We start from the raw sequence: 13,301 nt of genomic DNA, 5'->3' as shown, positions 1-13,301 counted from the left end.
TACTATGCCCCCACTAATGATTGTGTTGCTCCAGATAATGTCAATAGCAGACTACCAAGAATGAATAAAACGATTGAAATAGTCCAAGATGCACCTTTTGACAGTTGACCTACATGATGAAGCCCAAAAGCGGTCAATATTGTTCCCCAAATTCCAAAAATTTCGATAGATGACAAAAATGATCCAAGCGCCCCTTCAGCTCCTACAATACTGTTTAAACTAGTAAATACTTGATTAGTGATGTCTCCTCCACCGACAAAATATAAAATAATCGCATTTAACAGAGTTCCTATTGAAGTAACAAGAGAAATAAAAACGGTCATTGAAAACATTTGTTTAAAACGAATTTGTTTTCCGGCAATTTTTACAATGGCAAAAAGAATGAGTGCCGAAATCAATAGTGTAATAAGTCCGCCAATGATACCAAACACAAGTGCACCGACTTTTGTAAATGCGCCGACGTAAGCTGCTCCTTCTGCACCTAATTCCTCTTCCACGATGCTATAGTCGACTGATAACACTGAAAGGTAAGCTGCCAAAGATGAAATAATAATGACAACAATTAATGGAAGCAATACTTTTGGCTGTTGTTTGATCCGCTCAAGCGTCTCAATCGGACTTGTCACAATCCCTAACAACGACGGTTTATCCGCTTTTTCATTTGAATGCTGAATGTTCAGTTGCTCACTCATTAAAGTCATCTCCTCCATTATAATGATTATTTTCAATTTATTTTACGAGATTGATAAGAATGAAGTTTCACATTTTTTGAATTTCTTACAAATATTTCGAAAAACTTTCCTTAACATGATGAAAAGACCGCAGAAATACATTCTACGGTCTTTTACAGGTTATTAACTCTTTGGTTATCATTTTGTCCGCATGTTGTTTAGCTCTAATTTGCTCCTGCTTGCCGCGTTTTTTTAAAATGGAGTTTGGGTTTGCTGCGATGATTGCTGATTTTGCTTGAGCACTTCATTGACGTTTGTTTGGCTCGCTTGTCCGTTTAACGGATTGAAGCTGAAGCCGGATGATTGCTGCGATTGATACTGATTCGGTATTTGCTGTGCTGATTGCTGATTTTGCTGGCGCACTTCATTGACATTCGTTTGGCTCGCTTGTCCGCTTAACGGATTGAAGCTGAAGCCGGATGCTTGCTGCGTTTGATATTGGTTCGGTATTTGCTGTGCTGATTGCTGATTTTGCTGGCGCACTTCATTGACATTCATTTGGCTCGCTTGTCCGCTTAACGGATTGAAGCTGAAGCCGGATGCTTGCTGCGATTGATACTGATTCGGTATTTGCTGTGCTGATTGCTGATTTTGCTGGCGCACTTCATTGATGTTCGTTTGGCTCGCTTGTCCGCTTAACGGATTGAAGCTGAAACCTGATGATTGCTGCGCTTGATATTGATTCGGTATTTGCTGCGCTGATTGCTGATTTTGCTGGCGCACTTCATTGACATTCGTTTGGCTCGCTTGTCCGCTTAACGGATTGAAGCTGAAGCCTGATGCTTGCTGCGATTGATACTGATTCGGTATTTGCTGCGCTGATTGCTGATTTTGCCGGCCCACTTCATTGACGTTTGTTTGGCTCGCTTGTCCGCTTAACGGATTAAAGCTGAAGCCGGACGCTTGCTGCGATTGATACTGGTTCGGTATTTGCTGCGCTGATTGCTGATTTTGCTGACGCACTTCATTGACGTTCGTTTGGCTTGCTTGTCCGCTTAACGGATTGAAGCTGAAGCCGGATGATTGCTGCGATTGATACTGATTCGGTATTTGCTGTGCTGATTGCTGATTTTGCTGGCGCACTTCATTGACATTCGTTTGGCTCGCTTGTCCGCTTAACGGATTAAAGCTGAAGCCGGATGATTGCTGCGTTTGATATTGGTTCGGTATTTGCTGTGCTGATTGCTGATTTTGCTGGCGCACTTCATTGATATTCGTTTGGCTCGCTTGTCCGCTTAACGGATTAAAGCTGAAGCCGGATGCTTGCTGCGTTTGATATTGATTTTGCGGTTGTTGAGCTTGGTATACTGCTTGATACTGGTTTTTTGGTTGATAATTTTGCAGCTGCTGTGCTTGACTATGAAGCGACTGAGCCAAATTTTCAATTTGCTGCAAATTTTGCACCGCATTTTGTTCCTTTTGTCCAAATGCTTGTGTCTGTTGTGCTGTAAATTGATTTGAGCTAAATGCTTGATTAGCGTTTTGCTGTTCTTGCTGTTTCAGTACTTTGGCAATTTGTTGAATCTGCTGCAATGCTTGCTGCGCTTGATTTACATACGATTGAATGCGTTGCGGCACTCTTTATCCCTCCTTATCATTTAAATTCATTTTATTTTTTTGTAATCACCTAATTTTTATTCAAAAAAATGTGCTTTACATCACAATTCACCATTTTTTCACAATCAAGATTCCTAGGTTCTGGTAAAATATTGGTATATAGATGGTTTCCTTCTTGAAAGGAGGTTTTATAATGGTCAAACAAGTGGCGGATCCATTCTTAACCGATCCATTGAGTGCTTTGCATGAATATTTCGACGGAATTATAAACGTGAGGGAAGGGACGTATCTTTTTCAAGAAGGCATGGAGGTTCATGAATTATATTGCATCCAATCCGGCTTGGTGCAAATAAGCAAAACAACTTCAGATGGAAGAGAATTGGCGCTAAAGATCTGCAAAAAAGGCGACCTTATTGGTGAATTTTCTATTTTTTCAAATGACCCGAAGCACATATTTAACGCAAAAGTTTTGGAAAACAGTTCTATTTATTTCATAAAAAAAGAACGATTAGAATGCAAACTGTTTGAAAATCCGCATCTTAGCCTTTCGTTCCTAAAATGGATGAGCGAGCAATATCAAATTACTCAAACAAAATTCCGCGATTTGATTTTAAACGGGAAGAAAGGTGCCTTATACTCCACACTCATACGAATGGCGAACACCTATGGAGTAGAAACTGAAAATGGCATTCTCATCAATATCGACATGACCAATCAGGAGCTTGCGAATTTTTGCGGAGCAACTAGAGAAAGCATCAATCGAATGTTGAGCAATTTGCGGAAAAAAGGCGTAATTTCTTTTCAAAATAAAAAAATCACCATTCACGATCTTCAATATTTAAAAGATGCAATCAATTGTGAAAATTGCCCCGTTTCCTACTGCCGAATTGATTAAATTGTAAAAACATCTTATATGCGCCTTGTCTTTCAGAGATGGAGCCGGAACTTTAAACTGGCAAATCGCCAGTTTTCTTTATTTATTTTTCATTTAACAAAGATCTAGTCGTGCATATATTCTGTCAAGTAAAACAATGAAAATAGGGAATACTATGCCGGGACAATGATTCGATCGCAGGACAGGCATTTTTTAAAGCGGCTAAGGCTAAAAAAATGAGAACCTGTTCGATCGTTTCGGGGTGTGCTTCATATAAGTGTCTTTAATCTTTTCCTTCAAATGAAAGGTTCCTGATTTGAGGTTTTGTTTTTTCTTTGCCATTAAAAACCCCATCCCAGGCAGACTCTTTACACATCATATGAAATGCATCTGTTTTTTTTGTCTACCTGAGTAGGGGATACCAAATGGAATTTAACTCAAAATTTGCACTTGATTCCTGCAAATTTTAGAATTTCCATATGAAACTTTTATTATGAATACAAAAGCACAACCGGTGCCATTCCCATGCAGGAAAATGTCCGTACCTTTAGTGCCTTCATTATTTAATGCCGATATCGATCTCTCCAATCATCATTAATGACTGGATCGATAAAAGAAGTTGATGATGAATCATAGGATTTCGCAGTTCCTGCTGAATAATGCTTTCGATTTTGCTCACCCTGTAACGCAATCCGCTGATGGATAACGCCAAATCTGCCGCTGTCTGTTCCAAGTTACCGCCATTGACTAGAAAGATGTACAATGTTCGCAGGAACTCGATATTTTTTGGATCATCCAGTTTTAAGTTTCCAAGGCAAGCTTTGGCCATTTTTTTTACCTCTTGTTCATTCTTTTCATTAATCAGCACACCAACAACCCCTAACGATTCAAACGAAATGATTTGTTGGTGCTTCGATGATACCCTGACCGCTGTAAGTGCTTCTTTATATGCTTCCCCGGCATTTGACACATTGTTTGCTTTGGAGCTGATTCCCCCGTAAAATTTAATAGTAGAGAATTGTGAAGATAGTAAATCAACGATTTTTGACAACCATGTTTGTATACCTGTTTTGGCAACTTGATCTGCTGTAACCAGCAAAATAAGATGTTTTGCACGCTGGCCAATCAACATGTTTTGTTTTTGATCATTGCTGTAAGCGGAAAGAAAACTTAAAACTTCTTTTTGCATTTCCAGCTCTTTCGATAAATCCTCTTCTTGAAACCGGCAATCCAGCACACAGATATAAAAAGGCTTGGATAAATCCACTCCTATTAAACTAGCTTTCATGATTAAGTCGTGGTAATTGCTTTGTTGTCCCGCATTAATGATTTCCTCTAAAAAAAATCCTTTAATCCGTTCATACGATTCTAGCTTCGCTTTTTCATTGAGCAAGCATACCGAACTGACAGAGGCCAGGCGCATTCATCGGTACAAAGAAGACGAGTGCATGGCTTTGATCACCATCTCCTAAATCTTGAGCTCCATAGTTAGAGACGAAGTTATAATGAGTTAGTGCAGCTGCCGTTCCCACCATTTTGGCACCGTTTACAATAATACCGTCATCCCGCTCTTTTACAGCGCGAACATAAACATCTCTATTTTCATGAAGAGGTTTTGAACGGTCGACCTGCGGATTAATAATCGTATGGTTAATAAACGGAACTTCTTTTGTTGTTTTTTTGTACCAATTTCGCGCATTGTCCTCAAAACCTTCGTAATAATCCGCAAACGCTTTCAAATGTGCTGTGAAAGAAGCTTTATAATCAGGGGTGCGCCCCATAAAGCCATAGCTCAGCTTGGCCCATTGTGCAATCGCATCTCTTGCTTCTAAAAGATCTTGAGCATTTTTTGGTTCTTTAAAAAATTTGTGAGTTTGATAGCCTTCTTCAGTAGTCGTCGTTAAAATTTTTCTCATCTGTTCATCATGAAGAGCATCATACATTCTTGCTATGGAGCGAGCAGAGTTTTCGTAGGCAGAATGTGTTGTAACATCATCAATCTTTTCTCCATTTAAATAAACAACCCTGTTATCTCTTAAACTTTCTAAATATTCCTTACCATTCATCATCTTTTATCACCTTCCTAAATGAAAATATAATGAACTGGTATTTCCTCTACGGTTCTATCATATAATTGATTTGAATTTTCAGACAATGACAGCGTTTGTTGAAAAATCATTGAAAACTAAACAATTGTTGTTGAAAATACACAAAAAAGACTGCCTCATTGCCAAACACCAGCATTGCGTCAAAATGGCAACAAGCTGGCGATTTGAGCGTGAGACAGTCTTCTCAAATAATATTCATACATATCTTGGCTTCGATTGCTTCCGGTGAATAGTCTCCAGGCGTCTTTTAATATAATGCTCATACATATCCCTGTCTAATGTACTGAAATGTTGTAATCACATTTCCCGCTGATCTTTCAATGACCTAGCAATGTGAACTTTCTTAATCCCTTGTGCTATCTGGGCATTGCTCTTTATTCCAATATGTTTGCGGCACCGCCGATAAGATCAGCGTTTCTTCTGCGCTGTCAGAAGCCGAATCGTCAGCAATCGGATCAAGTCACCGATCAGAAAGTGCTCTTTAAACTGCAAACGAACGACTCCCCGTTTTCAGGATTGTCCTTTCACATAAAAACCCCAGTCCGAGGCAGACTTTCAGAACATCGTATTAAATGCATCGTTTTTTACTGTCTGCCTGTCGGGGATAATAGTATCGTACATTTTCATTATAAGTTCAATGTATTTATAACTTCCTCTACATCTGTTGTCGGCTGTTGGCAGGCAAAGTTTTCACATATATAAATAGTTGTTTCATTATTGATCATGCGATAATTTTTCGCAAATTCCGCAATTTGTGCAAATTGATTTGGATCTTCAGCAACTAACACTGAAAGTTCCATTGTATACGCCTGTTGAATACGATTCAATAATCTTTTCCTTTTGCTGCAATCTTTCGGACCAATAATGACAACCTCTTTTTGCGGCAGCTGTTCCATCAAAAGGCTTTGCAAGAAAAACGTATGACCGCTTGGGTATTTCTCCACTTCCTCTTTAAAAATAGAATACATTTGCTGAACGCTTTCGTGTAAATCCAAATTGCCGGTCAGCCTGCTCAATTTCAAAAGCGCGAAGGCCGCAACGCTGTTTCCTGAAGGGAGCGCACCATCATAAATTTCCTTCTCCTTGACAAGCATTGCTTCACTGTCATGACCTGTGAAGAAAAATCCGCCATTTTCTTGATCCCAAAAAAGATCAATCATTTTATCAGCAAGCTGTTTACCTTTATGCAAATAAGTTAAATTAAATGTCGCTTCATACATTTCGATATAGGCCCAAAGAAGGTATGCATAATCATCAATGAACGCCTGTTGTTTTACTTCGCCATCGCGATAGCGCACCATAACTCTTCCGTCTACAATTAAATGATTTTCAATAAAATCCAGCGCCTTTTTTGCCATTTCGATATATGCTTCCTGATCAAAAACAGCTCCTGCTTTTGCTAGTGCAGCAATCATGAGAGCATTCCACGCGGTCAGCACTTTATCATCAACATGTGGAAACGGTCTTTCAATTCGTTTTTCAAAAAGCTTTTGTCTCGCCTGCTCCAATTGCTCTTTCAGCTCTTCCAGCTCCATTTGATAGGTCATTGCCGCTTTTTCTTCATTCGTATGAATGAGATTCGGGATATTTTTTCCTTCAAAGTTCCCTTCTTCAGTTATATCGTAAATATGACAAAACTGTTCGCCTAATTCCTGCCCGAGAATCTCTACCACTTCCTGTTTTGTCCATACGTAAAATTTCCCTTCCTCCCCCTCAGAATCTGCATCAATGGCAGAATAAAAAGACCCTGATTCATTCCGCATGTCCCGTCGGACAAATTCAATAATTTGTTCTGCAATTGTTTTAAATTGAGGGTTTTGGGTCACTTGATAGGCCTCGGAGAATGTATAAAGCAAAAGGGCATTATCGTACAGCATTTTTTCAAAATGCGGAACGAGCCACATGGCATCTGTCGAATATCTGGCAAATCCGAAGCCGATATGATCCCAAATCCCTCCCTTTGCCATTTGCACAAGCGTTTTATTCACAAAATAAAGAGCATTTTCATGTTTAGTCCATTCGTGATATTTCATTAAAAACATGAGCATGTGAGGAATGGGGAACTTCGGTGCCTGACCAAACCCTCCATAAATTGTGTCAAAATTGCTTGAAAGCTGATGAAACGTTTCATGAAGAACGCTTTGCTTCAGCTCACCTTTCTTATTTCGACTGGCATTTTTATTTAAAACTTCCGTTATGCGTGCTGCTGTCTTTTCAATTTTTTCATGCTCTTTTTGATAAATTTCCGAAAGCTGCTGCAACACATCGATAAATCCCGGACGGCCAAAACGGCTTTGCTTAGGAAAATAAGTGCCTGCATAAAAAGGTTTTTGATCCGGTGTGATAAATACATTGAGCGGCCATCCGCCTTGCCCCGTGAGAATCTGGCATACCCTCATATATATGGAATCAATATCTGGTCGCTCCTCACGATCTACTTTTATAGCGACAAACCGTTCATTTAATATCTTTGCAACTTCTTCATCTTCAAAGCTTTCATGAGCCATGACATGGCACCAGTGACAGGTTGAATAGCCGATGCTGACAAGCAAAGGTTTGTTTTCTTTTTTTGCTTTTTCAAAAGCTTCTGATCCCCATGGATACCAGTCAACAGGATTATAAGCATGCTGAAGCAAGTACGGAGACTTTTCAGTGATTAATCGGTTAGGTTTATTGTTCGTTGACATACGACACCTTCTTTTCTCATGAATTTTTATTTTCATAATAGCCTTGCCCTAAATTCAAGTAAAAAAATTCGCTTAAAGGATCATGTCATTTTTGAAATGGAAGTCTGCGATCTGCTTAATAAAATAGGATACCGTTATTAACTATTCGATCTTTTGTTGCATATAACCTGCTTTAATATATAGTTCCTTTTATTGGATTCGGTATTTCACGAACTTTCATCTCTTTTACGATTTCTTCATTCTGAAGTTCTCGGGAGGAAGGCGAACGTTTTAACCACTTATAGGTTACCGTCGAATGACGTTGAATATAAATCGAAAGCTTGGTCAGAACTTCAATCATAAACGAACGAATTTATAGATTGATGAAAGTTGCCGGTATACAATCTGTTATTCGAAAAAAAGAAGAAATCTTATAAGCGTTCTACCCCTCAGCATGTTGCAGAAAATATATTGAATCGTGAATTCACAGCGGAAAAGCCAAATGAAAAATGGGTAGCTGATGTCACAGAATTAAAATATGGTTCATCAAAGAAATCCTATTTAAGTGCTATTCTCGATCTATATGATGGATCAATTGTGAGCTATGTTTTAGGACATTCCAATCATCATCTTGTATTCAAAACATTGGATCAGGCCACCGCACTTTTAAATGGAGAGCATCCACTTATTCATAGTGACCGTGGGTTCCAATATACCTCTCATGGTTTTAAACGTAGGATAGACCAAGCAGGGATGACACAAAGTATGTCAAGAGTAGGCAGATGTATTGATAATGGGCCAATGGAATCTTTTTTGGGAACGCTTTAAATGCGAGAAGTGTTATTTACATAAGTATCAGACATTTGAAGAATTAGCTCTTGCGATGGATGAGTACATCCGCTTTTATCATTATGAAAGGTATCAAAAAAGATTAAACGGCTTTAGCCCCATGAAATATAGAGCTAAAGCCGCTTAGGTATATTTTTATTATTTCTACTGTCTACTTGACAGAGGGCAGTTCATTATTAGACAGCCCCTTCTTATTTTTTAAACTATAAACACTTGAAAATTAATATATCATTATTAGGAATTAATTACACAAAAAGAGGTAACTAATGCTTTTTTTACTTTTTCAGTACCGGAATCCAAATTTCACATTTTACAGTCGGGGAAGTTAAATCTTTGCTTCCGATTGATAAGATTTCTGGACCTTCTATTTGTTCATAGTTTGAGGTTGGAAACCATTCAGAATAAATGCGTCCCCATACATCCTGCAGTGTATCAGGAAATGGTCCGATTGCTTCGAATACTGCCCATGTTGAGGCAGGAACTACAAGTTGTGTAAATTCAGTTGGACATTCCTTAGTTGTTGCTACGCCAATATAGTGATCAAGCTCCCCTTTTTCCTCCATTCTGCCTTCAGAAAAGTTCGTGGATGCTTGAATCAGGCCTAAAGGCTCGACATTCGAAAGTTTTTTAAGTTTATTGATCTTTTCATCATCTAAGCTTTTCCACATCGAGGCAATTTCCGGATTAATTCCTTTGAAAATGATCGGAACTCTTTTTTTAATACCAACAATACGAAATGCCTCTTTTTCTACAATTCGATAGTTCATTTCATTTCCTCCCTTAATTGTTAACTGGAAGGTCATTCGTGGATAAGCTTTCAATAAATGACCACGATTTCTGGCTTCTGACGGTGTTATACCATGCAAGTTTTGAAAAGCTCTTGCAAAAGAATCTGGTGAGTTGTACCCGTATTTTGTCGCAATGTCGATGACCTTTACGCTGCTATCTTTAAGTTCAAATGCTGCAAGAGTCAGGCGTCTGCGGCGGATGTATTCTGATAGTGTAATACCTGCAAGAAAAGAAAACATCCTTTTAAAATGATATTCGGAACAGCAAGCGATTTTTGCCACCTCTTTAAAGTCAATATCATGTGTAAGGTTTTCTTCAATATACTGTATGGCTCTGTTCATGTTCTTAAGCAAATCCATTATATGACCTCCCTTGATTACAAGAATAGCAGGAGCTGAATGGATCTACCCGATATTTTGTGCACAATTATGCAGGGTGGGGATATGATCATGTGCATTTTTGCGCAACCTGCTCAGTTTATGAATAAAAACGGTTTTATGATGGAACAAGTGAAATAGATCAGGTAAATAATGAAAGCAATATGTTAGTTTTGTATTTGGTGAAATGATCATTATCATAAATAAGCAAAAAAACGGCTTAATTTTCATAAATGGTTTCCGAACAAGTCCCTAAAATAAATCAAGTAGAGAAAAACGAGCTGTTTTTCTCTACTGATTTTGTATGACTTCGATTTTGATCTGCAAACAGTTGACGCCTTCTTCTTTCAGAATGTTGCGGGCTAATGCCATTTTTCTCCGCTTAGTGTCTTTGAATGATAAACTCCTTTTCAAGCAAAGTCCAATTTTGAGGGAAAGGCTCGCCAAGCACCCAATACGCCACTCCATTCAGTCCGTATTCTTTTACGAGATTAAACTTTGCCTGCATGCTTTGTTCATTTTCAAACCAGACCTCATGTGTTTTGTTTTGATCATCGGTGTAGCGAAACCAAGGTGCCTGCGCCTCGTTGTCATACTGAATTTCAACTCCTTCTTTCGCCGCTAGGTCTGCTGCTTCCGCCGGAGCGATTCGTTTGGCAAATTTACCGCCTTTTTTGTATGGTAAAGTCCAATCGTACCCATACAAAGGAGCGCCCATCACAATTTTGTTTCGCGGAATGACGGAAACGGCATAATCCAGTACTTTGCGAACTTGCGGAATCGGTGACACCGCCATTGGCGGACCGCCGGACCATCCCCATTCATACGTCATCAAAATAACAAAATCTGCTAACTCTCCATGTCTCTTATAATCATGGGCTCCGTGCCATGGTCCTCTTTGTTCATCACTCGTTTTTGGGGCCAATGCAGTTGAAACCGTAAAGCCGGCTTTGCGAACCTGCGGCAAAATCGTTTCGAGAAAGCCGTTATACAGCTCACGATCCTTTTCCCGGATATGTTCAAAATCGATATTTAAAGCTTTATATCCTTTTGCTTTCATCGTCTGAATAACGCCATTGATCAAACTTTTAGAGGCTGTTTTATCTGTAAAGATCCGATGAGCAATATCCGGTGAAAAATTTCCTTCTGTAAAATTGGTGATGACCATCATCGGAATCGCACCGGATTTTTTAGCAGCTGCGAGTGCTTCACTGTCTTCAATTGGAACAAGACTTCCATCGGCGTTTACTCGGTAACTGAAAAAAGCTACATATGATAAATGCTGACTGACACCTTTTAAGTCAGAAACGGATTGCTGCGGAGTGATCGGCTCAAGAAATCCAATCGAGTTAATAGGTCTTTTGTCGCGGGCCGTCTGATCAGGCTTTACCTTTTGGATTCGTTTTGCTGGAGATTGGCTATGCTGTATCCTAATGAGCGAGCTATCTCCTTCATTCTGAGTTGTCGTTCCTTGCTGTTGATCATAAGAAGCGCCCTGCTTTTTATCATTTCCATTTCCGCATCCAGAAAGAGCGAGCGAAAGTCAGAGCAAAATGACAAATTTTCTCATCACAACATCTCCTCTTGTTTTTTCTTATACTTCCTAAACAAAAGGATGAATATTCCCGAGTTTTTCACTTCTGTCCATAGATTCAGCAAACATGCGCTGGAAAAAGTATTTAAAAAAAGACTGTCGCAAAATTCCATAGGAATTTTTCATCTGCTGTTGACCTTTTTTACAGTTCCATTTTGCTGCGTGTTTTTCCGTACATTTTTTTCATCAGCTGCTTCGAATTTTTTTATTTACATCCTGAGCTCCAGAAGTTGCAATTTTTTTGCAGTCCTTCTACATACCGTTTGGAGTTACTTAAAAATTTTTAGAACGAATGTTGTTGATGCCTATCCATACATTTTTTCAGTAGCATTGCATTAAGTTAATTTTAATTTGTCAAGCCCAATTTTATGTTAAATTTCATCTTTTTGGATATAAAAAAACTCCTTATAATTAGGATTGGCAGTCCTATCCAAATCCTAAGAATAAGGAGAAACCATTATGGATAAGAATACCACAGAATCCACAATAAATGAACTATTTAAAGAGATCGATCCAATAACTTTTTCAAAACTAATTAATGTGATTGACGTTGACAAATACATTAAAAAATTAACGGTGTATAAGTTTTTACAACTTTGTATCATCGCTCAGATAAATGAATTGGAAAGCTTAACAAAATTGGCCAAACATTTGAAAGACAAGGAAGAGTTGCAGACATATCTGGAATTTGATGCAATTAGTACTTCGCAACTTTCTCGCAAATTAGGCCAATTATCCCCTCAACTGTTTGAAAAAGTATTTAAATATCTGGTCTTAAAGATCCAAGGGCAAATGAAAAATGCCCCGATCATCCGAAACATTGGTCGTCTTCTGGTCATTGATTCTACCACGATGAGCATGAGTTTGAGCCAATATCCATGGGCAACTTTTCGTAAGACAAAGGCTGGTGTTCGACTCCATTTAAAGGTTGTTGTAACGAAGGATATCACTGTTCCGAATCAAGGGATTATCTTACCCGCGAAACATGCCGATCGCACACAGATGGACGAACTCATTGAAATCGATCCAAATGCGATTTACTTGTTTGATCGAGGGTATGTCGATTACAAACAGTTCGACCGCTTATGCCGAGAAGGGGTGCGATTCATTACCCGGCTTAAAAAGAACGCAGAGATTGAAGTTTTATCGGAACGGATTCCCAATCCAGAACGTTTGATTTATAGGGATCAGATGGTCATTTTAGGAAATGACCGTAATCATACCAAAATGACTCATCCTCTCCGATTGATCGAAACGGTCGACAGCGAAGGGAATCCCGTGATCATCATAACCAATTGCTTTGATCTTTCTGCGGAAGAGATTGCAGATTTATACCGATATCGCTGGAAGATAGAGACCTTCTTTAAATGGATGAAACAGCACCTTAAGATAAAAAGATTTTATGGAAAAAGTCAAAATGCCGTTTACAATCAAATTTGGATCGCCCTAATCACCTATTGCTTACAGGCCATGCTCCAATTAAAAGTGAATCACGATGGTCCTTTATTAGAGATCAAGCGAACTTTACAGAATCTGCTTTTTAAAGGTTTTGACTGTTTTGTTCGCTCCCTTTTTAAAAAGCCAATTCGAACGTCCAACGGTCGGAAAAAATACCATTGGGAAAAAGATTTTGAAACCATCGTGTACCAATTTGAAGAAGGGGAGGTGGAACACCATACCCGTCAAGTTAGCGGTATAAAATTTTTTAGGATGATACGCATGTTCGAAAAATCAATCAAAGGATGAAGAGAAAACC

General features: G+C 38.9%; 9 protein-coding genes and 1 pseudogene. 3 read left to right on the top strand and 7 right to left on the bottom strand.

Annotation, left to right across the window (positions count from 1 at the left end):
- Positions 1–2: 2 nt before the first annotated feature.
- Both NSR00_RS02865 and NSR00_RS02860 read right to left on the bottom strand, forming a co-directional pair.
- A complete protein-coding gene (locus NSR00_RS02865; RefSeq protein WP_157727940.1) occupies positions 3–692 on the bottom strand; it encodes a Yip1 family protein in 690 nt (229 codons plus the stop codon).
- A 231-nt stretch (positions 693–923) separates the two neighbouring features.
- Positions 924–2,309, bottom strand: a complete 1,386-nt coding sequence (locus NSR00_RS02860; protein WP_340786855.1) for a hypothetical protein — start codon at positions 2,307–2,309, stop codon at positions 924–926.
- 172 nt (positions 2,310–2,481) lie between these two features.
- Between NSR00_RS02860 and NSR00_RS02855 the strand changes: the two genes are divergently transcribed.
- A complete protein-coding gene (locus tag NSR00_RS02855; RefSeq protein WP_339212551.1) occupies positions 2,482–3,183 on the top strand; it encodes a Crp/Fnr family transcriptional regulator in 702 nt (233 codons plus the stop codon).
- Positions 3,184–3,721: 538 nt separating this feature from the next.
- Here NSR00_RS02855 and NSR00_RS02850 read toward each other — a convergent pair.
- The 3 genes from NSR00_RS02850 to NSR00_RS02840 form a co-directional block, all read right to left on the bottom strand.
- Positions 3,722–4,555, bottom strand: a complete 834-nt coding sequence (locus NSR00_RS02850) for a PucR family transcriptional regulator (protein WP_340786852.1) — start codon at positions 4,553–4,555, stop codon at positions 3,722–3,724.
- Complete coding sequence (locus tag NSR00_RS02845; protein WP_340786850.1) at positions 4,545–5,231, bottom strand: 4-hydroxyphenylacetate 3-hydroxylase N-terminal domain-containing protein; 687 nt, start codon at positions 5,229–5,231, stop codon at positions 4,545–4,547. The genes NSR00_RS02850 and NSR00_RS02845 overlap by 11 nt, the downstream gene beginning before the upstream one ends.
- A 665-nt stretch (positions 5,232–5,896) precedes the next feature.
- A complete protein-coding gene (locus NSR00_RS02840) occupies positions 5,897–7,957 on the bottom strand; it encodes a thioredoxin domain-containing protein (protein ID WP_094245617.1) in 2,061 nt (686 codons plus the stop codon).
- A gap of 283 nt (positions 7,958–8,240) precedes the next feature.
- On the opposite strand from NSR00_RS02840, the pseudogene NSR00_RS02835 reads away from it, so the two are divergent.
- Positions 8,241–8,912 (top strand): annotated as a pseudogene (locus tag NSR00_RS02835) (IS3 family transposase); the annotation flags it as partial.
- Positions 8,913–9,060: 148 nt separating this feature from the next.
- Here the strand turns inward: NSR00_RS02835 and NSR00_RS02830 are convergent.
- On the bottom strand, positions 9,061–9,933 hold the full coding sequence (locus NSR00_RS02830; protein ID WP_340786847.1) for an AraC family transcriptional regulator: 873 nt from the start codon (positions 9,931–9,933) through the stop codon (positions 9,061–9,063).
- A 400-nt stretch (positions 9,934–10,333) separates the two neighbouring features.
- Positions 10,334–11,278, bottom strand: a complete 945-nt coding sequence (locus tag NSR00_RS02825; protein WP_340789120.1) for a glycosyl hydrolase family 18 protein — start codon at positions 11,276–11,278, stop codon at positions 10,334–10,336.
- A gap of 726 nt (positions 11,279–12,004) precedes the next feature.
- On the opposite strand from NSR00_RS02825, the gene NSR00_RS02820 reads away from it, so the two are divergent.
- A complete protein-coding gene (locus NSR00_RS02820) occupies positions 12,005–13,291 on the top strand; it encodes an IS4 family transposase (protein ID WP_340786844.1) in 1,287 nt (428 codons plus the stop codon).
- The last annotated feature ends 10 nt before the right edge of the window (positions 13,292–13,301 follow it).

This window comes from Aeribacillus sp. FSL K6-8394 (assembly GCF_038008865.1).
Lineage (GTDB): Bacteria > Bacillota > Bacilli > Bacillales > Aeribacillaceae > Aeribacillus > Aeribacillus composti.
The sequence above is the reverse complement of the archived record's forward strand: the minus strand, read 5'-3'. Positions and strand labels throughout refer to the sequence as shown.